The organism is Spirosoma litoris (genome assembly GCF_054776755.1).
Genome location: NZ_BAAHBI010000010.1, coordinates 459,223 through 482,728 on the forward strand (window position 1 = coordinate 459,223; position 23,506 = coordinate 482,728).

Annotated in this window: 21 protein-coding genes; 8 read left to right on the plus strand and 13 right to left on the minus strand. The window is 46.6% G+C overall.

Annotated features, from left to right (window positions below):
- Positions 1-842: 842 nt before the first annotated feature.
- The 5 genes from ACYVGR_RS08360 to ACYVGR_RS08380 form a co-directional block, all read right to left on the minus strand.
- Positions 843-1,031 carry a hypothetical protein gene (locus tag ACYVGR_RS08360; RefSeq protein ID WP_460955440.1) on the minus strand — a complete coding sequence of 63 codons (189 nt, stop codon included), beginning with the start codon at positions 1,029-1,031 and terminating at the stop codon, positions 843-845.
- A 98-nt stretch (positions 1,032-1,129) separates the two neighbouring features.
- The gene (locus ACYVGR_RS08365; protein WP_460955442.1) at positions 1,130-3,343 is read right to left on the minus strand and encodes a carbohydrate binding family 9 domain-containing protein; all 2,214 of its coding nucleotides are present in this window, start codon (positions 3,341-3,343) and stop codon (positions 1,130-1,132) included.
- A gap of 137 nt (positions 3,344-3,480) precedes the next feature.
- On the minus strand, positions 3,481-3,804 hold the full coding sequence (locus tag ACYVGR_RS08370; protein WP_460955444.1) for a hypothetical protein: 324 nt from the start codon (positions 3,802-3,804) through the stop codon (positions 3,481-3,483).
- A gap of 49 nt (positions 3,805-3,853) precedes the next feature.
- A complete protein-coding gene (locus ACYVGR_RS08375) occupies positions 3,854-4,294 on the minus strand; it encodes a hypothetical protein (protein WP_460955445.1) in 441 nt (146 codons plus the stop codon).
- Between the two features lie 74 nt (positions 4,295-4,368).
- Positions 4,369-5,118 (minus strand): SDR family oxidoreductase, encoded by a 750-nt coding sequence (locus tag ACYVGR_RS08380; RefSeq protein ID WP_182463298.1) that lies wholly within the window; start codon positions 5,116-5,118, stop codon positions 4,369-4,371.
- A 146-nt stretch (positions 5,119-5,264) separates the two neighbouring features.
- On the opposite strand from ACYVGR_RS08380, the gene ACYVGR_RS08385 reads away from it, so the two are divergent.
- The 4 genes from ACYVGR_RS08385 (at position 5,265) to ACYVGR_RS08400 (ending at position 9,662) form a co-directional block, all read left to right on the plus strand.
- Positions 5,265-6,170 carry a histone deacetylase family protein gene (locus ACYVGR_RS08385; protein WP_460956082.1) on the plus strand — a complete coding sequence of 302 codons (906 nt, stop codon included), beginning with the start codon at positions 5,265-5,267 and terminating at the stop codon, positions 6,168-6,170.
- A 96-nt stretch (positions 6,171-6,266) separates the two neighbouring features.
- Positions 6,267-7,028 (plus strand): HpcH/HpaI aldolase family protein, encoded by a 762-nt coding sequence (locus ACYVGR_RS08390; RefSeq protein ID WP_460955448.1) that lies wholly within the window; start codon positions 6,267-6,269, stop codon positions 7,026-7,028.
- A gap of 12 nt (positions 7,029-7,040) precedes the next feature.
- Complete coding sequence (locus ACYVGR_RS08395; protein WP_460955450.1) at positions 7,041-8,330, plus strand: McrC family protein; 1,290 nt, start codon at positions 7,041-7,043, stop codon at positions 8,328-8,330.
- Positions 8,331-8,345: 15 nt separating this feature from the next.
- The gene (locus tag ACYVGR_RS08400) at positions 8,346-9,662 is read left to right on the plus strand and encodes a gluconate:H+ symporter (protein WP_460955452.1); all 1,317 of its coding nucleotides are present in this window, start codon (positions 8,346-8,348) and stop codon (positions 9,660-9,662) included.
- A gap of 123 nt (positions 9,663-9,785) precedes the next feature.
- Here the strand turns inward: ACYVGR_RS08400 and denD are convergent, their stop codons facing one another.
- On the minus strand, positions 9,786-10,733 hold the full coding sequence (gene denD, locus ACYVGR_RS08405; RefSeq protein WP_460955454.1) for a D-erythronate dehydrogenase: 948 nt from the start codon (positions 10,731-10,733) through the stop codon (positions 9,786-9,788).
- Positions 10,734-10,918: 185 nt separating this feature from the next.
- On the opposite strand from denD, the gene ACYVGR_RS08410 reads away from it, so the two are divergent.
- Positions 10,919-12,322 (plus strand): four-carbon acid sugar kinase family protein, encoded by a 1,404-nt coding sequence (locus ACYVGR_RS08410; RefSeq protein ID WP_460955456.1) that lies wholly within the window; start codon positions 10,919-10,921, stop codon positions 12,320-12,322.
- Positions 12,323-12,542: 220 nt separating this feature from the next.
- Here the strand turns inward: ACYVGR_RS08410 and ACYVGR_RS08415 are convergent, their stop codons facing one another.
- Positions 12,543-12,896: a single-stranded DNA-binding protein gene (locus ACYVGR_RS08415; RefSeq protein WP_460955458.1), complete on the minus strand. Its 354-nt coding sequence runs from the start codon at positions 12,894-12,896 to the stop codon at positions 12,543-12,545.
- Positions 12,897-13,081: 185 nt separating this feature from the next.
- On the opposite strand from ACYVGR_RS08415, the gene ACYVGR_RS08420 reads away from it, so the two are divergent.
- A complete protein-coding gene (locus ACYVGR_RS08420; protein WP_460955460.1) occupies positions 13,082-13,747 on the plus strand; it encodes an SGNH/GDSL hydrolase family protein in 666 nt (221 codons plus the stop codon).
- A gap of 232 nt (positions 13,748-13,979) precedes the next feature.
- On the opposite strand, the gene ACYVGR_RS08425 is transcribed toward ACYVGR_RS08420, so the two are convergent.
- The 3 genes from ACYVGR_RS08425 to ACYVGR_RS08435 form a co-directional block, all read right to left on the minus strand.
- On the minus strand, positions 13,980-15,458 hold the full coding sequence (locus ACYVGR_RS08425; protein WP_460955462.1) for a DEAD/DEAH box helicase: 1,479 nt from the start codon (positions 15,456-15,458) through the stop codon (positions 13,980-13,982).
- A 196-nt stretch (positions 15,459-15,654) separates the two neighbouring features.
- Positions 15,655-16,428, minus strand: coding sequence for an SDR family NAD(P)-dependent oxidoreductase (locus ACYVGR_RS08430; protein ID WP_460955464.1), 774 nt, complete (start codon positions 16,426-16,428; stop codon positions 15,655-15,657).
- 100 nt (positions 16,429-16,528) lie between these two features.
- Entirely contained in the window at positions 16,529-17,344 is an 816-nt protein-coding gene (locus ACYVGR_RS08435; RefSeq protein WP_460955466.1) for a phytanoyl-CoA dioxygenase family protein, read from the minus strand.
- A 178-nt stretch (positions 17,345-17,522) separates the two neighbouring features.
- On the opposite strand from ACYVGR_RS08435, the gene ACYVGR_RS08440 reads away from it, so the two are divergent.
- Positions 17,523-18,665, plus strand: coding sequence for a BamA/TamA family outer membrane protein (locus tag ACYVGR_RS08440; protein WP_460955468.1), 1,143 nt, complete (start codon positions 17,523-17,525; stop codon positions 18,663-18,665).
- A 97-nt stretch (positions 18,666-18,762) separates the two neighbouring features.
- Here the strand turns inward: ACYVGR_RS08440 and ACYVGR_RS08445 are convergent, their stop codons facing one another.
- On the minus strand, positions 18,763-19,419 hold the full coding sequence (locus tag ACYVGR_RS08445) for a phosphatase PAP2-related protein (RefSeq protein WP_460955470.1): 657 nt from the start codon (positions 19,417-19,419) through the stop codon (positions 18,763-18,765).
- Between the two features lie 240 nt (positions 19,420-19,659).
- Between ACYVGR_RS08445 and ACYVGR_RS08450 the strand changes: the two genes are divergently transcribed.
- The gene (locus tag ACYVGR_RS08450) at positions 19,660-20,772 is read left to right on the plus strand and encodes a BamA/TamA family outer membrane protein (protein ID WP_460955472.1); all 1,113 of its coding nucleotides are present in this window, start codon (positions 19,660-19,662) and stop codon (positions 20,770-20,772) included.
- 17 nt (positions 20,773-20,789) lie between these two features.
- On the opposite strand, the gene ACYVGR_RS08455 is transcribed toward ACYVGR_RS08450, so the two are convergent.
- Positions 20,790-21,872: a complex I subunit 1/NuoH family protein gene (locus ACYVGR_RS08455; protein WP_460955474.1), complete on the minus strand. Its 1,083-nt coding sequence runs from the start codon at positions 21,870-21,872 to the stop codon at positions 20,790-20,792.
- A gap of 81 nt (positions 21,873-21,953) precedes the next feature.
- Positions 21,954-23,393 carry an asparagine--tRNA ligase gene (gene asnS / locus ACYVGR_RS08460; protein ID WP_460955477.1) on the minus strand — a complete coding sequence of 480 codons (1,440 nt, stop codon included), beginning with the start codon at positions 23,391-23,393 and terminating at the stop codon, positions 21,954-21,956.
- Positions 23,394-23,506: the final 113 nt, after the last annotated feature.

Sequence of the window (23,506 nt, forward strand, 5' to 3'; positions counted from 1 at the left end):
ATTTTTAGTGATGTAGCCCAAATATAGCTTTGTTTATTTATCTGTATTTGTCGTTAAATTATCCATAGATTATTTGTGACGACTCGGGAATGTATAGCCTAGAGTAAAATAAGCTTCTGATGTAAGTGAAGAGTTCGCCCGAACATTAATTAGTGTACTTCTGGTGCTTAATCCCAACTCTAAATTAAGATAGAAATTCTTCCTATAAGTTCGTTGGAACCCCCACAGAGCTTGCAATGCAAACCCCTGAATATCATTTGGCCGAATAACAGCTCCATTACAGTCACAGTTAGAAATTGGGGAGAATGTATAGAGAACTTTTGCGCTGATATAATTCCCCGAATTATACCGGATTGATTTGCCTTTTTGAATACGACGGTTGAAATTATAAAAATGTCTGCCTGCTATTGATAATCGGGGGCTAAAGGCAAAACCACCAGATGATTCAAACTGACCTATGGACGAAGTTACAGTTTTAATAAAGGCCGGTGAACTAACAAACCCAAGACGAGATACTATTGTAGTTTTCTGTCCAATCGACCTTTCGTTGCTAACACCAGGCCCGAAAAAGTCTACACGCCAGACATTTCTTTCAAGATATCGAATCGATGATGTCGAATCCTGAGCTTGGCAGAAATAAGTTGACAAAAGGAAAGGTAAAAATTTATACATGAATCTTTATTTAGTAATTTAAAACATAAATATAGTATATATATAAGTATGTAGTATTATAGAACAAGTATTTTCATGTTAAATTGATTTCCTCATACTGCACTCAACAAAAAGGCAGCTTTCTAATTTTAGAAAGCTGCCTTTTTGTTGAAGAAAATCCTAAAGAGAAGTTACTTACTACCTCCACCAAAGAGCTTGGAGACCAACCAGATGACTAGTCCAATCCCTAGAATGACAAGTATAGCACCCGTCCAGGCCCCGGCTTTGAAAATATCGCCTATGGCCTCGCAACTGGTCAAAAACAAGGTTAAAAATAAAGCCACAAAGGCTATGGGGAAAAAACGCAATAGAGTTTTCATAAACGTTGACTGAATTTTAGTGTAGTAACTAACCGTCCGTTTTTTAGCGGATTGTCAATAAAACAGACACTGATTCAGTTTGTTTAAAACCCTGAAAATTAAAGATTCCACCAGTAAGTCCACTTCAGTACCAGCGCCCGATTTTTAACCGAAAAGAACCCCGGTACATCCTGACCAATCTGCGCAGAATTGGGTAAATAGTTGTCGGTATAGACCAGGAAAAAGTCGGAAGCGGGTTTGTAACGCCATTGAACACGAGCATTAACATTCATGTTTTTTTGCTGCTCATTATACTGCACAAACGTGGTCAGGTACAGCTTGTTCGTAAACGTAAAGTCGAAACGGGGGCCAACAAGCCAGAAGGTAGTGGCACCCCAGGGTTGCGGCAGACGAATGTCGTTATAACTCGCACTGGCAGCCAGACTGACGTATGGTTGGAACCGGTAGCCTAGATCGGCAGTGAGATTCAAGCGAGTACCGTTCGCATAATAACCGCCGTAACGCGACGAAAATCCATAGGTAAATACGCTCTGAGGTTTCGAATCAAAATCGGTTCCCCAAGCGGTCCAGTTATGTTCTGTGCCCGTCGCCAGTGTTTCGCGACCTGAATTAGTGGGATCAAACGGTTGAAGTAGCCGAACGTAATCGGTGGCAACCCAGGCGGTGAACACACTTCGACTACGGAACGTGATAGCATAGCTGAGCATGCTTTCATTATCGCTCTGTTTCCAGGCAGGATCGAAAAAATACGTCGATGTGAGCGTTGGTCCGTGGTTGAGTACGCCACTACCTGTGGGTAAAAAGGTGTAACCGAGTGTCGCCATGCCTCGCTCATAACCAATACGAGGAACATAGCCAGCTTCGGCCGTGTAGTTTTTGCCGATCGACTCTACCTGACCGCTGATCAGCCATCGACGAGTGAAATATTGCAGGTTAGCGGCATATACGGCATCATTTCCCGGCTGATCGGGTCTGAATGATTTGACATACAGGGCCTTTCCCGTCCAGACGTTATTTGACGAAGCCAGATTATACTCCAACCCTAAGTTTCGGTTATAGCGTGAGTAAAGGGGTTTGTCAGGGTTTGGGGTATACGATAGCGATTCTTTATTAACGAAGATCATCCCGATGTTCGAACGAGCGGAAACACGTCGTTGTAGGGCGACAACCGCAAAATTCTGAGCGGGCAACCCTGTTTCATCCACGCTTCCGGTCTGCATATCCATAATGCCAAGTCGCCAATCTTTATTGAGTTTACCACTCAGTCGGGCGCCAAAGCGAATAGGCACGCCACCCAACCCAATCCGACGGCTAAAAAATGGTCGAATCGTTGCATAGCCGAAGTTGGTAAATTGATCGCCGTTCTCTAAAAAGAATTGTCGCTTCTCTGGAAAAAACAGCTCATAGCGATCCAGATTCGTCACTTGCTGATCGACATCGACCTGCGAAAAATCGGGATTAACTGTTAAATCAAGGTTTAATGATGAGGTAACGGCCACTTTGGCATCCAACCCGGCATCGAAACGACTTTTGGTCGGAACACCATTCTGATAGTCGCGGGTTACTCCACTCAACGCATAAGGAATAATGGAAATATTGGGGCCGGGTTGTGGCGGAGGCTGATCCCAGACCAGAACTCCGGTTAAGGCCAGTGAGGCCGTTGGAAACTGACGTTGTATAGGCGTCCAGGATGATTTCTCAGTCGTTTTCAAATCCTGCCGACTAAAGTTGATTCCCCAGCGAGAGATGCCTTTTTTGTAGCGAATCGTTTTGAACGGAATCGCCAGTTCAATTACGTAGCGATCCGGGTAATTCCGAACAACGGATGTCCATTTATTATCCCAGCTTAGATTGGCTTTTCCTCCTTCATATAACAGTCCATCCCACTGAGCACCAGCGGCATTGGTGCCAAAGGTGAAGCCATTCGTCTGGTCGTCGAAGGTGTCCATGAAAAAAATGAAGTTATCATTTTTGAGAAAAGCCCAGTCGCGTCGGAGCGATTCAACCATGTAGGGGCCTGGCACATCGCCATGATAGCAGATGGCACTTAAATATACATTATGGTCATCGTAAGTCATCCGAACGTCGGTGCGAACGCGGGCGCGGCTGGTATCCATCGGGAGTACCATCCAGAAATCACTGGCCACTTCGGCTGCCTGCCAGGCAGGTTCATCGATGGTTCCGTCGACAATAACTGGTGAGGTGGCCCGGTTGATGTGAAGCTGATAACTCTCGTTTTTTTTCTGAGCCAATAGGACACTGGGACTCAGTAACAGACAGATAATGGAAGCAATAAAGGAAAACTTCACCAAAGAACGACGTTTAAAGAGATCACTACTAAAAGCAAAGGTAAGGTAGATTTACCTACCCATAAGCATAAAACAACAGGCACCGCTTGATCAAGCGGTGCCTGTTGTTTTAATCTAGTACTCGTTCTTTACATTGTTCATTAGACCCGATCTTCGTCTGTCCAGGCAGGGTCTGGCTCAGTGCCATCGTTATTTCCGAGGGCATCTCCATTACCATAATTCGTTAAATCGGGCTCCATATTTGGACTACCTGAAGCGGCACCGGTTCCTTTATTGGGTTTAGCTGCATCCTGCTCGTCTGTTGGTGTAGTAGGCGGGGAGTTCACATCGCCTGCCAGGTCGGTTGGATTGTAATCTTCATTCAGTGTAATACTGTCGTCGGGCGTTTGGGCTGTGCCCCCCGTGCTGGGATTAAACGTCTGCGATTGCTCATTGAGCATCGCATCCTGATTTGCATTTTCCATGGTAAGTAGGGACATCGTTTACTGCATAACCCGAAAAGCCGAATTCGGTTTAACCCTTTGTGAACAATTCCCACAGACGATGATACAGTTTACCCGCGTAGGTCTTCACGTCGAGGTGCGACGCGTGTATGGTAAACGGAGCAAACTGGCTGGCCGATGAGGCCAAGGGTTCAATTCGGACAGTGCGTCCGGTTGTCCATCGACCTGCCAACTGGCGTACCGAACCCGTCAGTCGTACACCCGCGTCCAGTAAATCGACCTGATAGGTTTCTGGATATTGCGCCGTTGCCAGATTCTGCGAAAAATTTTGCAGTTGACTAGCGTCGAACCAGGTCAATTCGGGTATTTGAAGATGATTCGTATGGCGATCGTTGTTACACAGAAAGCGCAGCGATAGAATTGATTTTCCCGAAGCCCGCCGGGAGGTTACCTGTAAATCAAGGACTTCCAGTGGAGATTTATCTATGGATGTAGAAAGTTCTATATTCATGGCTGATGAAGATGATAAAACTACTTACTAAACACCGCAAAGGTGAGGATGTTTTAGCCTTTTTAGTAGCGTAGTTATACGTAAATCATTTTACGGGTCATTCCGCCATCAACCACGAAATTCTGACCCGTAATAAAACTGTTTTCGGGCGCTATCAGGAACAGGATCATCCGGGCAATATCGTCGGGTTGCCCCACCCGGCCTGCCGGATGCTGATCGTGATCTTCGGGTTGAAGTTCATCGGATTTAGCCTTCGCTTTTTTCTTTAGTGCCGACACATCGATCCAGCCGGGGCTAATGGCATTGACACGAACGTCGGGGCCCAGACTAATGGCGAGGGAGTGTGTTAGCGCCAGAAGGCCCCCTTTGCTGGCTGAGTAGGCAAACGTATCTGGCTCCGACTGAAACGCCCGTGTTGAACAGATATTGATGATGCTGCCTTTCTGAGTAGCCAGGTAAGGGGCGGTGTGTTTCGCACACAGAAAAGCACCTGTTAAATTCGTACTGATGACCCGGTTCCATTCGTCTAGCATGAGTTTGTCGAGCGGTTTCTCGATCATGATGGCCGCATTGTTAATCAGGGTATCGATTTGCCCAAAATGCGCAACAGTTTGTTCGGCTGCTTTTCGGACATTCAACTCACTGGAAACATCACAGGAAACGAATAAAATTTGTGCCGACGAGGCTTTAAAGGCTTCTTTGAGTTCGGCCAACGCGTCGGTGTCGGCCTCCCAAACCGCTACCCGATAGCCGTGCGTAAGTAAATATTGTGTTGCCACGCGGCCAATTCCCTGACCGCCCCCGGTGATAATAGCTGTTTTCATACAAGCCACATTATGAAGTTGGATAAACCATACCAACGAACAATTGAGTTGGTTTGGTAACACAACTTGCCAAAGATGGGTTAACTAATGCGTATCCTTATCGAACGGGACAGTTGATTTCTGCAACCTACCGACCTTATTTGTTCATGCTTCAGATTGCCTTTTCGCCCGTTTACCGACTCCGATTACCCGAAGGCCATCGGTTTCCCATGCTCAAATATGAACTGATTCACGAACAACTTTTGTACGAGGGAACCTGTACGGAAGCTAACTTTTTTGCTCCTGATCCGGTCGATAATCGATGGGTGCTGGGCGTGCATACTCCCGACTATGTGCAGGCACTAAAAACCGGAACGGTTGATCCAAAGATGATGCGCCGGATTGGGTTTCCGCTCACGCCTGAGCTTATCGAGCGGGAGTGGATCATTACGCAGGGAACGCTTGAAGGTACACAAATTGCCCGAACGGATGGGGTTTCGATGAACATTGCGGGAGGAACTCACCATGCGTTTCCTGATCGCGGTGAGGGATTTTGTCTGTTAAATGACGTGGGTGTTGCGGCTCACTATTTGCTTGAAACAGGTCAGGTGCAGAAAATTCTGGTGATTGATCTGGATGTTCACCAAGGGAATGGAACCGCCGTTATGTTTCAGCATGAGCCCCGCGTGTTTACGTTTAGTATGCACGGGAAAGACAATTATCCCCTCAAAAAAGAGCAATCTGACTTCGATATCGAATTCGATACCGGCACTGAAGATGACCGCTATCTGAATACCTTATTCGATACATTGCCGGGGTTGATTCGTCGTGTGCAGCCCGACTTTCTGTTTTATGTATCGGGTGTCGATATTCTGGCGTCGGATCGCCTGGGAAAGCTGAGCGTTAGCCGGGAAGGATGCAAAGAGCGGGATCAGTTTGTGTTTGAACAGGCTATCAAAAATAGCCTGCCCATCGTTGTATCGATGGGAGGGGGCTACTCTCCCCGCCTGACTGATATTGTAGAAGCGCACTGCAACACGTTTCGGTTGGCAGCAGATATGTTTGGGAGTTAGACGGTTTTCGGTATTCAGTTTACGGTAGTTGATGTAGGAATGATGGCGTGTCACCCACCGTAAACTGAATACCGAAAACCGTATTACCTTCGTACTATGAAGCAAAATATTGTTAAAACCCGGCTCAAAAATAGCCAGCCCGTTTTGGGCGTACTTTCTAACAGCTCCGATCCTACCGTTGCGGAACTTTGTGGTTTTTCGGGCCTGGATTTTTACATGATCGATGGCGAGCACAGCCCCGTTACAACAGCACAGGTTCAGGACATTGTGCGCGCCTGTGAGGTAAGTGGCATCACGCCGTTGGCTCGCGTGCGTAGCAATGACCCCAAATTGATTCTGCAATTTCTGGATTCGGGCGTAATGGGCATTATGATGCCTGGCGTTAGTACGGTTGCCGAAGCCGAAGCGTTGGTACAGGCCGTTAAATATCCACCTTTGGGCCTACGAGGATTTGCCCCTGCACGGGCCAATGACTATCTGTTGGGGAATATGAATCAGGGCGAAGCCGTCGAATTTGCGAACGAACAGACCCTGATCTTAGCACAAATTGAAGACAAAGAAGCCATCGCTAATCTCGACGATTTGCTACAGGTTGATGGGCTCGATGGTTTCGTCATTGGTCCGCGTGACTTAGCCATGAGCATGGGTTATTACGACGGCCCCGGCCATGATGAAGTGAAACGGACTATTGCGGGCGTTGTCGAAAAAATCAGAAAAGCAGGATTGATTGCAGGGACTACAGCGGCCACCGGCGATCAGGCCAAAGCGTTGATTGATCGGGGTGTTTTATTTTGTCTGAACTCCTTTGCCGGGCTATTGAAATCTGCCGCTGGTGATTTTATGAAGGGTAGAGTATAACGGCAGGCCTGCATGATCCAAACGATTTCGGTTCTTGAAAACAGCCTCATTGGTTCCGCTGAGCAGTGGACAGAGCCGCCATTGAACGGAATTTTGGTGCCGGATAGTGTTTTCCAGTCGCTGCGTCGGTTTGTGTTTGATGATGAGCAAGCCGAAGGATTGCTGGCATTTTCGATTCAAAAAGGCAGGGAACTTATTCAGGTTCGGAATTACGTCGGGTTGCTTCCGTTGCCCAATCATCAACAGCTTGAGGTACTGCCGAAGGTGGGGCAGGTTGAAAAATCTCGCCCTATACTGCTAAAGATGTTACGCCATCTGCGATATAGCCCGTTCAGAACATTATCGGCTGCGCATACACGCGCCATTCAGTTGCCTCTTTGGGATGTGTTCATTGCTGCCTTTCTTGATACGGTAGAGCCGCTGGTTCAACAGGGAATCCAACATGCGTATGTATCGGTCGATAGCAATGAGCGCTTCTGGAAAGGGAAACTTCAGGTAGCCCGGCAACAACGGGAAAATGCCTGGCACGCTGAGCGGCTGGCTGTTGCCTATGATTGCCTAACGGCCGATGTAGCTGCGAATCGTATTCTGAAAACAGCGCTAACCTATCTAAATGGAGTGACTACTCATCCGCCTGCTCTCCGTCGGATTCGGCAGGTGCTTTGGGCGATGGACGAAGTGCCTGTTACGGAATCATTGCCAGATGATTTACGACTGATTCGTCGTTCCAGTCGCTTGTTTTTACGCTACGAAGCGGCCTTGCGCTGGGCCGAAGCTTTGCTTCAAGGTCAGGGTTTTGGAATTAAAACGGGCCAGATGCCTAGCCTCTCTCTCTTGTTTCCAATGGAACGGGTTTTTGAAGATTACGTGGCTTACGGTATCCGATCGTATTGGCCCGATACCGATGAGGTGCGTGTTCAGGAGTCATCAGCCCACTTGGTTGATGAGCACGTTGGTGCGCCTAAATTTAAACTTCGGCCCGATATATTAATTCGACACGCTGGCAAAACGATGGTGTTCGATACGAAATGGAAGCAGATAAAAGGCAGGGAGTCGAGCGTGCATGCAAATTCAGGAAACTATGGTATTGAGCAGACAGATATGTACCAACTGTATGCGTATGGTAAAAAATACGCTGCCGATGACCTGTTCCTGATTTATCCAGCCAACGAAACCTTCCGGCAACCCTTGCCCGTGTTCGGCTACGATGCTACCACCCGATTACACGTTGTTCCGTTCGATCTGACCAATTCATTAGTGAATGAAGTAGAAAAATTAGCAACTTACGCTTTGTCGTTCTAAACCCACCTGCATATCATGCCCCTTATTCTAACCCTGATTGGGATTCTGACGCTTGTTTTTTTAGTTGCCTTTGTTCGATTAGATACCTTCATTTCGTTTGTCATTGTTTCCTTAGGCATCGGTTTGGCGTCTGGTATGGACGTTGTGGCTGTCGGTAAGTCCATCCAAACGGGGATTGGCGGTACCCTTGGCGAACTGGTATTAATTATCGGTTTCGGGGCTATGCTGGGCCGATTGGTTGCCGAAAGCGGGGCTGCCCGACGAATTACCGACGTCCTGATTGGTTGGTTTGGTATCAAAAACATTCGCTGGGGGTTGGCTCTGGCAGGCTTTGTGATTGGTATTCCGCTTTTTTACAATGCGGGCTTCATTATTGTTGTTCCCCTAATTTTCACGATTGCGGCTTCCTCCCGATTACCCCTGATGTCGGTGGCTGTGCCCATGTTGTCGGCTTTGTCGGTGGCACACGGTTATTTGCCTCCGCACCCATCGCCATCGGCTGTGGCGGGGCAGCTTAATGCAAACATCGGGCAAACCCTACTCTACGGCATTATCGTGGCCATTCCAGCTATCATTATTGCTGGCCCGATATTTGGCAAAACGCTGACAAACATTAACGCGACGCCTAATCAGGAACTATTCAAAAATCGTGATGTCGCGGTAAAAAACTTGCCAAGTGCGGGTATTAGCTTTCTGGTAGCATTGCTACCTGTATTGTTATTAACGACATTCGGCCCGTTGAAAAACTCGATGGCGGGCGATTCTCTTCTGAAAACTATCGTCACCTTATTGGCCGAACCCTATATCGGCATGTTATTATCGGTACTGGTGGCGATGTACGCATTGGGCATTCGGCAGGGTCAATCCATGAAAGCGATTACGAAAGACATGGAAGAAGCCGTCAAAGCCGTAGCACCAATTTTACTTGTTATTGCAGGGGCAGGGGCACTTAAACAGGTTTTCGGCGATAGCGGTACCAGTAAATATATCGGTAGTTTACTCGCCGATGCAGCTATTCCTCCTTTATTACTTGGCTGGGGCATTGCGGCTTTCATTCGCGTGTGTGTTGGCTCGGCTACCGTTGCCGGATTGACAACGGTAGGTATCGTATTGCCCTTATTGCAGTCACAGGCCATAAAACCAGAATTGATGGTATTGGCCATTGGTTCAGGGAGCCTGATGTTTTCGCACATCAACGACGGTGGCTTCTGGCTCTTTAAAGAATATTTTAACCTAACCATTGGACAAACCATCCGAACTTGGTCGTTAATGGAAACCATTGTATCAATAGTTGGATTAATAGGAGTATTATTACTTAATATAGTGGTTTAAGTTTGTATATTCGGGGGAAAATAGAACTGCCTAATAAAGCTATTACTAAAAAAGCCGTGTTGTGGGTCTAACCCATGACGCGGCTTTGGGCTTATGAGTAACACGCTACCTGTGAGCTTGAAGCTACGGCTTGTTCTGAGCAATGAACTGCGTAATAAACTGGTCGAAATCGTTGTCGACGCTGAAGCCGCAATGCAGGGCTCTGGTATTGTCCAATAAGCCTGGCCAACTGCTTACAATCGCATTGATGGCTGGATCGGGTCTGAACTGTACGCGATCGCGCGTTTCTTTATTGGTGATTCGTTCGAGCGAATCAAGCATCTGCTCTACGGTTACACTAATTCCGGGTAAGTTTACGGTTGCCCAGCCGCCGAAGATAGCACTGTCCAATAAGGCTCCCTTAACGATATTCTGAATAATTGTATCCGGACTCGACAGCCATAAAGCAAGCTCTGGTGAAACCGGACAAATGGCTTCTTCGCCATTAATCGGCTCCCGAATAATACTGCTAACAAAGGAAGAAGCGGCCAGATTGGGTTTGCCGGGTCTGACACAAATGGTAGGTAAGCGTAAAACACGCCCATCTATGAAGTTTTTGCGTGTGTACTCATTGACCAATAGCTCGCCCATCGCTTTCTGACTTCCGTACGAAGATCGGGGCGTAACAACCGTCATGTCATTGACGATTTCGGGCAGAGGGCCACCATAAACGGCTAGTGAACTGGCAAAGACAAACCGAATGCCGGGGCGTTGATGTCGACAGGCTTCCAGCAGTTTCTGGGTACAATCCAGATTCACCTTCCAGCCAAGATCAAAATCTTTTTCCGCATGGCTACTCACCACGGCTGCTAGGTGAAATACAATCTCAGTGTCTGCTGTGACTAATTTTTGCGCGGCACCTTCTTCTGAAAGATCCATTTGTAAGCAGCTTATACGATCGTCATTCCCAGGATTTTGGGGTAGAATTAGATCGACTAACACTAACTCATCAAAAGCTAATGAACTGTTAAGTAATGCTTTGGCCAGCCGTTGGCCAAGGAAGCCAGCACCACCAGTAATAATTAATTGCATGGACATAAAATTCGAAGTAAGTAGGGCTGACAGTTTCGCTACTCTTGACTGTGTTATACGATCTGCTGACCAAGGTTGTAAAACACAGTGAACGCAAGTGCATGGTACTGTACTGGTCGCATTATAAGCAATAGAACCAACTCCGCTTTATTTACTTGTTTTGCCCTAAAAGTTCGTTGGAATAGATGTATTTAACTATAGATCAGAAGGTGGCGCAACTTCCGCCCGACTATCCAGAGGAGATGCTTAGCACCATTCGAGATGAGTTTGTCCAGAGTGGGAAAACCATTGTGGTGCTTGACGATGACCCGACGGGAACGCAAACTTCCTCTGATGTAACGGTGCTGACATCATGGCGAGTGTCGTTGATTACGGATGAGTTGAAAAAGAAACCGTCCATTTTATTTATTCTTACCAACTCCCGTAGTCTACCCGAATCGGATGCAATTGGACTTGCGCACGAAATCGGTACAAATCTGAACGAAGCTGTGAAAGCGAGTGGGAGAGAGATTGTTGTGATTAGCCGAAGTGATTCTACATTGAGAGGGCATTTTCCTGCCGAAGTAGATGCGCTAGCTGAGACGCTTAACATGACTGATGCCGTGATCGTTTTAGTGCCTGCGTTTATTGAAGGTGGTCGAATTACGATTGATGATGTGCATTATCTTATTGACAATCAAATATTAGTGCCGGTAGCAGATACACCTTTTGCTAACGATGTAGTGTTTGGCTACCAAAACGCTAATCTGAAACATTGGGTAGAAGAAAAGACCAAAGGAAGCGTCAACGCACAAAACATTAACTCAATTACCATTGACGACCTCCGACTGGGTGGACCACAAAGGGTGATTGAGAAGCTACAAGTCTGCCCGAATGGATCAATTTGTATTGTTAACGCAGTTAGTTATCGCGATTTAGAGGTGCTTGTGATGGGATTACTTCGTGCCGAAAAGTCTGGGAAAAAATTTCTATATAGGAGTTCGGCGACCCTGGTTCCTATCCGCGCGGGCATGGCCTCTGGCAAAATAGTCACTCCGCTAAAACAGAAGACAGTCTCTGGAAATGGATCACTCGTGATAGTAGGCTCGCATGTTCCTAAAACAACTAATCAACTTTCCTGGCTTCTGGCCAATGGAACAAGTAAGGCAATCGAAGTAAAAGTTAGCGAGGTATTGACGTCAACAGACCCATTGGCGAAAGCCACTGCTATTAGTCAGCAAACCGATAAATGGCTTGCCTCGGGTAATGACGTGGTCATTTATACCAGCCGACATCAGGAAGTTGGCGCAGATTCAGCGAGTAGTTTGGCGATTAACTCGACGGTCTCTGCTTTTTTAGTCAACATTCTGCAGTTTCTGACAATACGGCCCAAATTTATTGTTGCTAAAGGCGGAATTACGTCCAGTGATTTGGCATCAAAAGGGCTTTCTGCCGAAACGGCTTTGGTTTTAGGGCCCGTAATTCCGGGTGTTCCTGTCTGGAAGCTGGATACGAAGAGTAAATTTCCAGAAATCAGTTACGTTGTTTTTCCGGGTAATGTAGGGGACGAAACCGCATTGCTAGACGTATGCAGAAAGCTTGACATTTAAGCTGGATACCAGCTAGATAATCGAGCGCACTATCCTCTGTTTCATTTGTTTTATTCTTAGCCATTGCGTTGGTGTATCGACTGTTATTTCGCTCTTCAATAATCAAAAAAATGATCTAAGAATACAAATTCCGGGCTTCGTATTCTTAGTCCATTTTCTCTGGTTATGAGCACTTTGCTGCCTATTTTAGCAGGCTATGCCTTTGTGATACTTAATGGATTTACTCGTCGTGATTGGCTTCGTTTCGTTTGTCCAGTAGGATAAGTTGGTCGGCAATGATTTCGGTGATGTAGCGCGTCTTGCCTTCCTTATCGTCATATTGCCGTGTTTTTAGTTTACCTTCTACAAAGACAGGGCTTCCTTTTTGCAGATATTTACGGGCTACATCAGCTAATCCTCGCCATAAAACAACGTTATGCCATTCGGTAGCTGACTGTGATTGACCTTTGTCATCCTTAAATGTCTCAGTCGTAGCCATTGAGAATTTTGCAACGCTGATATTACCTTCTAGTTGCTGAATTTCCGGGTCTTTGCCCAAATTGCCAATTAAACTTACTTTGTTAAGTCCTCTCATTTTTTTAGGGGTTAGATTGCCTGGTCGATAGCCTTAAGCTAAGCACAAACGATTGGTTGTGATTATGGTTTGAAGTGGATTTTGCACTAAGACTATAAGGCATCAAAATAGTAACTAGTGTTTACTTGAATTGTCTTTGATGACCCAAATGAGTAATGGCTATACACTAGCTGCTTTTAGGGATTATGACTACAATCTATCGATCTCTGCTTTTCCTACTGACAGTTGGGCTGCTTGCTATGAGCGCGGCTAAACCAACTCGTGTTGTCTTTTTTGGGGATTCTATCACCCAGGCTGGAGTTAACCCTGGCGGTTATATCGACCGTTTGAAAAAATCAATGCCTGCCGATCAATATGAACTAATTGGCGCCGGAATTGGTGGTAATAAAATCTATGATTTGTTTCTACGCATGGACGATGATGTGCTGGCGAAACAACCCGATGTTGTTGTAATTTGGGTAGGCGTCAATGACGTTTGGCACAAAGCATCGATGGGCACTGGTACAGACCCTGATAAGTTTATAAAATTCTACGATGCCGTTATTAAAAAACTAAAAGCAGCTAATATCCGGGTGATCTTATGCACTCCGGCTGCTATTGGTGAAAAGACAGATATGACCAACCAGCAGGATGGCGATCTGAATCTATACAGCCAGTTTATTCGTGACATTGCCAAACGTCATGATTTAGCATTGGTCGATTTACGCAAGGCATTCCTGGAGTATGACCTGAAAAATAATACGGAGAATAAAGATCGAGGTATCTTAACGACCGATCGTGTTCACCTGAATGATGCGGGTAATCAGTTTGTGGCCGAGCAGATGCAAAAAGTCTTAACGGCTGCTAAATAATGAAGTTGTTTAAACTTTTTTTAAAAAGAAATACTTGGCCATTTTTTGTCATTCCGACGTCAGGAAGAATCTCAAAGTCCCTTGTTAGTCTAGTTTGAGATTCCTCCTGACGTCGGAATGACAAAAACTCAGTTTGGATAGAATTCAGAAAGTTCAATAGTTACCCTACATAAGACCAATAAAAAATCCCCAGATTGATTTCTGGGGATTTTTTATTGGTCTCGTTTTCAGATTAATAATTTTTATCTGGATTGAAATTGCTGAATCGACTGTTGCCCGTTCCCCGACTTGGCCGCTCAGCATTAGTAGCTGGTTGCCTTGCGTTGGTAGGGCCACCTTCGCGCTGGGGAGAGCTATTTCGATTTGGATTGGCTGGGCGGCTTTGCTGATTACGAGGCCGATTTCCTGTGGATGAGTCTGCCTGACGATTGCCGTTGTTACCACCTTCACGTCGGAAAGGCCTTTGGTTGGGACTCTCAGTTGATCGCCCACCGTTTCCTCTCTGACGATTGCCGTTCCGATTCTGTCCATGCCGCTGGGCTGGTGCAGGTGTAACCGTAGCGGTAGATATATCGAGTACATAAGGATGATCTTCAATCACCGGAACGCGCTTGCCAATCAATTTATGAATGTCGCGCAGGAACTCCGTTTCTTCTGCGTCGCAAAACGACAACGCAATACCATCGTGCCCAGCTCGCCCTGTCCGACCAATGCGGTGCACATAGGTTTCGGGAATATTGGGCAACTCGTAATTGATTACGTGCGACAATTCATCAACGTCGATTCCTCGTGCGGCAATATCTGTGGCCACCAGCACCCGTGTTTCCCGACTCTTGAAGTTAGAAAGAGCACGTTGCCGAGCGTTTTGTGATTTATTGCCGTGGATGGCTTCAGCCCCAATACCCGCTTTCAACAGGTCCTTAACGACCTTATCTGCTCCGTGTTTGGTACGGGCAAAAACCAGAGCTGATTTGATTTTCTGATCGTTCAGGATATGCACAAGTAGCTTGCGCTTATCCTCACGTCCTACAAAATAGATTGCCTGGTCAATGGTGTCGGCAGTCGACGAAACTGGTGTTACTTCAACTTTGGCTGGATTACGTAAAATAGAATCGGCCAACTTTGCGACATCCGGCGGCATGGTTGCGGAGAAAAACAACGACTGTCGACGCTCGGGTAGTTTCGCGATGACTTTCTTAACGTCATGGATAAAACCCATATCGAGCATCCGGTCGGCTTCATCAAGGACAAAAAACTGGATATCCCGAAGCGATATAAATCCTTGATTCATCAGGTCGAGTAAACGACCGGGTGTAGCAATCAACGTATCGACACCGGCTTTGAGTGCGTTAACTTGAGCATGTTGCGAAACACCCCCAAAAATAACCGTATGGCGTAAGTTCAGGTGACGCCCATAAGCCGCAAAGCTTTCCGAAATCTGGATCGCTAATTCACGGGTTGGAGTCATTATCAGCGTTTTAATACGCCGTGGACCGTTAGGGTTTTTACGTCGATCTTCGTTCAGAAGTTGCAGGATTGGTATCGCGAAAGCGGCCGTTTTACCTGTGCCCGTTTGAGCGCAACCCAGTAAATCCCGGCGATTCAACAAAATTGGTATGGCTTGTTCCTGAATGGGAGTAGGTGTAGTGTATCCTTCTTCGGCAAGTGCTTTGAGGATAGGATCAATTAATGATAATTCGGAAAATTGCATGTGCTAGTTGGACGTCGGTAGGCTGCGGAATAGGATATGTAATTTGGCCCAACATCCAACGTCTTTGTAAAGTTATATGGCTATAACGGTGGTGCTACAAATAAAGTGCCATTTACTGGCGAAGTACAATTTATACGCGAAAGGCTGTTATCTGTACACAGATAACAGCCTTTCGCGTAGTTTAAAACAAATACGATTATTCGTAAATACTACCAGCCGTTTTTTCGACTAATCCTTTGGGGAGCAACCAAGCCATTAGCTTGCCCGCTTTATTCAGCAGGCCCGTTACGACTTCAGCTTTACCGGCAAACATGGCATCGACGGCTTGTTTTGCTACATCCTGGGGAGTCATATTGACTTTCTCAGCGGCCTTTCGCCCTTTGTCGCCTATCTGTGCTCGGTCAACAAAATTGGTGTCGGTAGCGCCGGGGCAAACGCAGGTTACAGATACGGACGTGCGTTTTAACTCCTGGTGCAACCCCCGACTGAACTGAAGAACAAAGGCTTTTGCTGCCGAATATAAACTTAACCCAGGCACAGCCTGATAGGCAGCAGAGCTGCCTATGTTCAGAATATAAGCTTTTGATTGTTGGCGAAGTTGGGGCAGAAATAAATACGTCAATTCGACCAGAGCCGTCATGTCGACTCGCATCATATCGGTATGCTCAGCCAGGGCGTGTTTCTCGAAAGGACCGCTTAACCCGTAACCGGCATTGTTGACCAATACTTGAAGGGTATATTTCTTTTGGCTGCACCAGTCATATACCTGCTGAGCCGCTCCGGCTTCAGCTAAGTCGATAGCCAGAAAGTCGGTTTTAATGCCATGCTCACTCGCTAATTGCTGAGCGACTGGTTGGAGTGATGAAGCCGACCGGGCAACTAATAACAAATCGTACTTTTTTCGGGCTAGTTCATTGGCAATGGCCAGGCCAATGCCTCGGCTGGCTCCGGTAATGAGGGCGTAAGCCATAAATAAGTTGTCTGGTTATTAAAGTTATAGGGTTATAAAGTTGTAAAGTCTCCTAATGAACCTTACAACTTTATAACCCTATAACTTTATAACTTCTAGATTAGATGTTGACTTTCGAAATAAAACGGTGATAGAACGGCGTTTTGCTGTTCTCGTTTTTAGGCATGTACTTGCCCGTAACGACTGGCACGTACATAACACGACGACGGCTTGCTTCACCAACGTAGGGCGATTGCTGGGCTCGGTGCCAAAGGCGTCCATCGTGTACCGATAGATCGCCAGCGTTCATATCGAATCCAATTTCGTGCTTGTCGGGGTCGTTGTCGACGAAGTACTTTTTGCGGAACAACATTTTAAAGATGCCCTGCTTGTGGGTCCCCGGAATAACACGCAAGCCTCCGTTTTCGTAAGGTGTTGCGTTCAGGTGAATACCAACGTTGAGCATTGGCATGATGCGCTGACCTAAGAAAATGTCGCGAGGGCTATCGGTGTGCCAACCCATCTGCGAAAATTTACTATTCGGTGTGCGAACGTAGTGGTTCAGAATAAGCCCGTCTTTTTCGATTTCAGCAATACGACCTTCGTATGGTTGAAGCAGATCGACAACAGCCTGAAGGCGTGGGTCCTGCAAAAATTCGTGGAGTGCTGTGCTGTACTGCGACAGGAAACACATCCGTTGAATCATGGGATTACCTTCTTCATCCTGACCGAATTTTAAGGGTACACCATTTACTTTGTCGCGTCCTTCGGCCAGCCACTCTTTTTCAATTCGCTCAACTTCGCTAATAAAAAGTTTAACTGTTTCGGGTTCAATAAAGTTACGGAATACGATGACACCATTTTTATTGAAAAATTGGCGTTGTTCCGGAGTAATTGTTTCGCCCAGTTTAAAGGGCGGCAAGTTTAATTTGCTCATATCGGTGGTTTACAAATCGGAAGTTCCGTAGTTGATGCCAACCGGTGACCGCGCTTTGGTTGATAGGTGCAGTCTTAATCGGTTTATTAAAAGCCCAAATCTACGAAATTTACAATTTTAGGATTACTTTGCCGCAATTTAATTAATACGACTTTAATTAACGGTTATTCAAGTTATTGTGTCTGGTTTTCTTGATAAAAGGTTGTTTTTGCTGTTAATCAGCTCATTAATGGGTATTCAGGGTACTCTATTGGCTCAGTCGGATAGTATCCCAGTTCCTCGCGAACCTATACCTAATCAATTATTGCGAACACGAAATACGCTAATTTTACCCTTAGTCGCTCGCTCCATCGAAACTGACTGGTCGATCGGGGCCGCGGGTTCATTTACCTTTCGGTTCGGTCACACAGATACACTGACGACTCGTACATCAAACACGCAGGCGCTGGCTCTCTACTCACTGCGAAAACAATTTATTGCGGCCATTAATGGAACCACGTACTTTCCGGGTGAGCGAATTATACTCAATTACCAGCTTTCCTACAGCTATTTCCCCGATAAATTTTGGGGGTTAGGCAAAGATGCCCCCGATGAACATGAGGAGTCTTATACCTTCAAGCAATACTACGTTTATCTGCATTTCCAGCGTAAACTCAAAGAGCGGGTTTTTGCGGGCTTAGTTTACGAATATCAGCGTTTGCTGAGTATCGACTACCAACCCGGCAAACTTTTCGACCAGTTAGCGGTAGCGGGCCGTGATCCCTACCATATTTCAGGTGCGGGCTTAAGTCTGACCTACGATTCGCGTAACAATGCCTTTGCTCCCGATCAGGGTGGGTTTTTGCAGGTATATTTCAACCACTTTGCGCCCTTATTTGGTTCCGATTTTCGCTACACAAATTATGTTATTGATTTCCGGAGGTTCCTCCGAATCTATCGGCAGCAGGTCCTGGCCATACAGGCTTACGGCTTTTTTAATTCGGGCGATGTACCGTTGCGGAGTCTGGCCAGCTTTGGTGGGTCAAATAGTATGCGAGGTTTCTATGACGGTCGGTTTCGAAGTAAAGATCAGGTTGTGGCCCAGATTGAGTACCGTGTCCCGCTATTCTGGCGATTGGGCGCGGTTGGTTTCTTTGGTGTCGGAAATGTGGGCGATCACTTCAATGATCTTAATTTTCAGGAGGTTAAATATTCGGCCGGGGGAGGGGTACGGCTGGCGCTGAACCGCAAAGAACGCCTGAACCTTCGTGTCGACTATGGCTGGGGATTAGGACAGAGTTTATCGAACGGACTCTATTTTCAATTAGGGGAAGCGTTTTAATTGTTTACTGTTTCAAGTTCAAGGTTTCATCTTCCAAGTTCTGTAGAAGCGGACACGGACCTGGAACATGAAACCTTGAACTTGAAACAATTAAACTTTAGTTTTTTTCATTCCACCCGCTCAGAGCGAGCCACTTTCCGAGCCGATATTGTGGATACGTGAATGCGAATGCACCCAATACATCAATCGTGTAATGCACATGCTGAACAAGCAATAAACTCCCAACCAACAGCGATCCTAGCAGAACCCAAAGTCGATCCCACCAACCCCGCAGACAGAGGAATATTAGAAAAATGGTTGAGGTGTGGCCTGAGTAAAACAAATCTTTAGTAATGTAAACCTTGCCATAAAAGGCATTTGTGATCGGGTCGATCATGGGTATCAGACCAATGGGTGGATTGAGAGGAAACAGGTTGATACTGAGCATGCGGGTCAGGGTAATGATGATGTAGCTGTAGATAAACATCATAAACACCGCCGGGCTGTGTCGGGCACGAATCAGGATCAACAAACCTGCTGCCCAGATGACCCCAAAAATGATTAACGAGACATCGTGAGGAGGCAATTGAGCAACTACCCAGTCATTCAAAACCGGACCGGTATGTTGTTCGATAGTGAGGAAGAAATAATTAAACGAAGACAGTAAGGCAATGATGCCAATGATTCCGATAATGAACTTTCGGCGGAAAATGGGTGATTTCCAGGCGGCCTGCCAAATTAAATCGCCAGTTGGATCAGGTGTAAGAATTGACATGTACTACAATAAAAGGGCGCAAATTTACGAACCAGACAGATATTATGCTGATCTATTCCTAATCCAACCTAACTAATCAGAAAATAGTTGGTTTTAGGTTAATCTGCATTAAATGATATTTTCGTACTATTATCGTTTATAATAAACCGAAGGAAGTTGTCGACTCCGTGTCCTGTTTAACGTTGATTCCCAAAACGTAGGTTTAAAAAAGATCGCTAACACGCTGTACAAGCCTTTCTGATGCGCTACTATTTGGGTTGGGTTGGATTACTTTTTCTGCCAATTCTGGGGCTTGGGCGTTCAATGTCGCACCCGCCAGATCTGGTTATGCCGCTTGCTGACACGGCGAAAGAAGCGCACCATCGGTTTCAGCTTATTCCGCTACCAGTAATTTTCTATACGCCAGAAACCAAGATCGCGTACGGTTTATTGGGGGTTTGCCTGTTTAAAACAGATAGCACTGCCCGCACATCCAATGTAGATTTTGCGATCATTCATACGCAAAATGCCCAAACCGTTATTGAGCCAACCTATACCATTTTTACGAAGGGTGAAAAATACCTAATTCGGGGAATGCTCCTCTTTACGAAATTTCCCGAGTTATATTATGGCATCGGCCCAGGAACGACCGATGACGAGGAAGAGCTTATTTCATACAAAAGCTTGCGGGCCTACAACCGTTTTTTACGACAGCTGAAGCCAGGTTGGTTTGTCGGTGTTCAGCAACAGTATTTTAAAACATTTGATATAAATCGCTCGTCGGATCGGCAACTGCCTGCCCAGACGTTGATAGGTGGCCTGGGTAGTGTTGTGAATGGACTCGGGGTAGCCAGTTTAGTTGATACGCGTGATAACATCTATTCGCCCGTTCGGGGTTGGTACGCCGATGTGTCGTTTATGGAATATGGTAAGCTACTGGGTAGTGAATTCGGCTTTACTAATTTCCTGTTCGACATTCGCCACTACCGGTCACTGACGCCCAATACGGTGCTGGCGGGGCAATTCTATTTAAACCTGAACCTTGGTGAAGTGCCCTTTAAACAGGCCGCTACATTAGGCGGATCATCGTTACTTCGAGGCTATTACAACGGTCGGTATCGGGATAATAATGCGGTAATTATGCAGGCCGAGTTGCGACAACACCTTTTTGGCCGAATTGGCGGGGTTGTCTTTGCGGGCGTAGGAGATGTAGCTCATAAACCCAGTGAATTTGAAGTAGGCGATCTGAAACCAACAGGCGGGGCCGGTTTGCGTTATCTGATCAGCCGGAAAGAGCATCTGAATGTTCGTTTTGATGCGGCCGTCGGCAATCATACTCACGGTTTTTACGTGAATATTTCAGAAGCGTTCTGAAGATGATTTGAGTTAATCTAAATCATCAACAACCGCCAGACTCCTGAAATCAATAAGAGAATCAATCCGATAGGCGTCAGGACTTTCCAGCATAGATGCATCATCTGATCGACCCGGATACGGGGAAAGGTCCAGCGAACCCACATCTGTAGTAAAACAGCCAGAAACACTTTCGATAGGAGCCAAAATCCGCCCGTGAGCTGTCCCCAGAAAGTCCCCGGAGCACCACTTGTCCAGTCGGCGAGCCGGACGGGGCCGATGTTGGGTAGGGGTGTATTCCAACTGCCCAGGAATAATATAGCGCCCAAAAACGATACCAAGAGCATCATGGCATATTCTGACAAATAGAGCAGCGCGAACCGCATGCCTGAATACTCGGTATGAAAGCCTCCAACGATTTCTGATTCACCCTCGGGCAAATCGAACGGAGCGCGGTTGCTTTCGGCGAGTGTGCAAATGAAGAAGATGATGTAAGCGATAAACAGGAATGGGTTTCGAATAATATTCCAGGAAAAAATACCTCCCCAGCTCGTCACATCAATACCTAGTGCTTTTAGACCAAACAGATAATTTGTCTCTTGTGTATAGATACCCTGCTGGAAACTCAACGTCTGTAAATTGAGTGTCTGACAAATCATGACAACACACAAAATCGTAAGTCCAAGCGGAATTTCGTAGGAAATGATCTGAGCCACCGATCGCATCGCACCAAACAAAGAGTATTTGTTATTGGAACCCCAACCGGCCATAAGGATACCCACTACATCGAAAGAGACAATGGCCATGAGATAAAAAACACCGACCGCTGCACCCGAACCTTGTAAATCGGGGGTAAGCGGCATGACGGCAAAACCGGCAAATACTGACGCAAAAATGAGGGTTGGTGCTAGTAGAAATAGTTTCCGATCGGCAGCGGTAGGAACAATGTCTTCTTTCTGAAGCAGCTTCAGTAAATCAGCGAAGAGTTGCAATAATCCCCATTTTCCGGTCTCCATCGGGCCAAGCCGATCCTGCATGAACGCCGAGACTTTACGTTCGGTATACACGCCAACGACCACAAAGCCGGAAGCCATTGCCAGGAAAATAGGGAGTGCAAGCATAGATAGGTTTGTAGTTTGTAGTTTGTAGTTTGAAGTGCGTCAGGCAACTACAAACCACAAACTACAAACTGTAAACTGGTTTTAAAACTCAGCCGTTTTGGGCGCTCTTGGGAAAGGGATAACGTCGCGGATGTTGCCCATACCTGTTACGAATAAAACCAGCCGCTCGAATCCAAGGCCGAAACCTGCGTGGGGAGCTGAACCGAATCGGCGGGTATCCAGATACCACCAGATAGCTTCGGGTTCGATGCCTACTTCGTGCATCCGGGTGACGAGTTTCTCCAGATTGTCTTCACGCTGCGAACCACCGATGATTTCACCGATGCCTGGGAACAATACGTCCATCGCTCGCACCGTCTTACCATCTTCGTCCTGCTTCATGTAGAACGCTTTTATCTCGCGAGGATAGTTGGTCAGAATGACGGGCTTTTTAAAGTGTTTTTCAACCAGATAGCGCTCGTGCTCCGATTGTAAATCGACGCCCCAGCTTACTTCGTACTGGAATTGGCCTTTCTTGGCAGGCTTCGAATTGACCAGGATGTCGATAGCTTCCGTGTACGTCAGTCGCACGAATTCATTGCTAATGACGAACTGAAGTTTTTCGAGCAACCCAAGTTCACTTTGTTCTTCTTTCTTTTTGGTTTTCTCTTCTTCTTTCAGGCGATTATCAAGGAAAGCCAGATCATCTGCACAGTGTTGAAGCGCATACCGAATCACGGTTTTGACGAAATCTTCGGCCAGATTCATGTTGTCCTCCAGCTCGTAAAAAGCCATTTCTGGCTCAATCATCCAGAATTCGGCCAGGTGACGCGTCGTGTTCGAGTTTTCGGCCCGGAACGTAGGTCCGAAGGTATAAATCTTACCTAGCGCCATTGCCCCTAATTCGCCTTCCAACTGACCCGATACCGTCAGGTTGGTTTCGCGACCGAAGAAATCCTGACTATAATCAACTTTGCCGTCTTCGGTGAGAGGTGGCTTGGTGGCATCAAGCGTTGTTACGCGGAACATTTCACCAGCACCCTCGGCGTCGGAAGCTGTAATGATGGGCGTGTTGAGGTAAAAGAACCCGTTGTCGTTAAAATATTTGTGCACCGCAAACGCCAGCGCGTGCCGAATCCGAAGAATGGCACTGAATGTATTGGTGCGCGGGCGGAGGTGGGCTATCTCACGCAGAAACTCCAGCGAGTGACGCTTAGGCTGCAACGGGTATTTTTCAGGATCGGCAGGACCGTAGATGAGTACATCAGCAATTTTTAGTTCAATCGCTTGTCCAGCCCCCTGTGACTCGACCAACTGACCCGTAATCGCCAGGCAGGCTCCGGTGGTAATCAGTTTCAGGGTTTCTTCGGGAAGTTGACCGGCTTCGGCTACAGCCTGAATATTATTAATGGTAGAGCCGTCATTGAGGGCTATAAATACGGCGTTTTTACTTTCGCGCTTGGTGCGAACCCAGCCCTTTACGGTCACGGTTGTGCCGACTTGGGCGGTCTTTAATAGTTGCTGAATTGGTAAATAACTCATACTAGAACGGCGACCAGATAGTGGTTGTAGCCGCAAAAGTACGGATTGTCAGTTGAAACGCCCACAGACAATTTTATTCCTCAAAAACTCCAATGATTAGTTACGTGCCAATT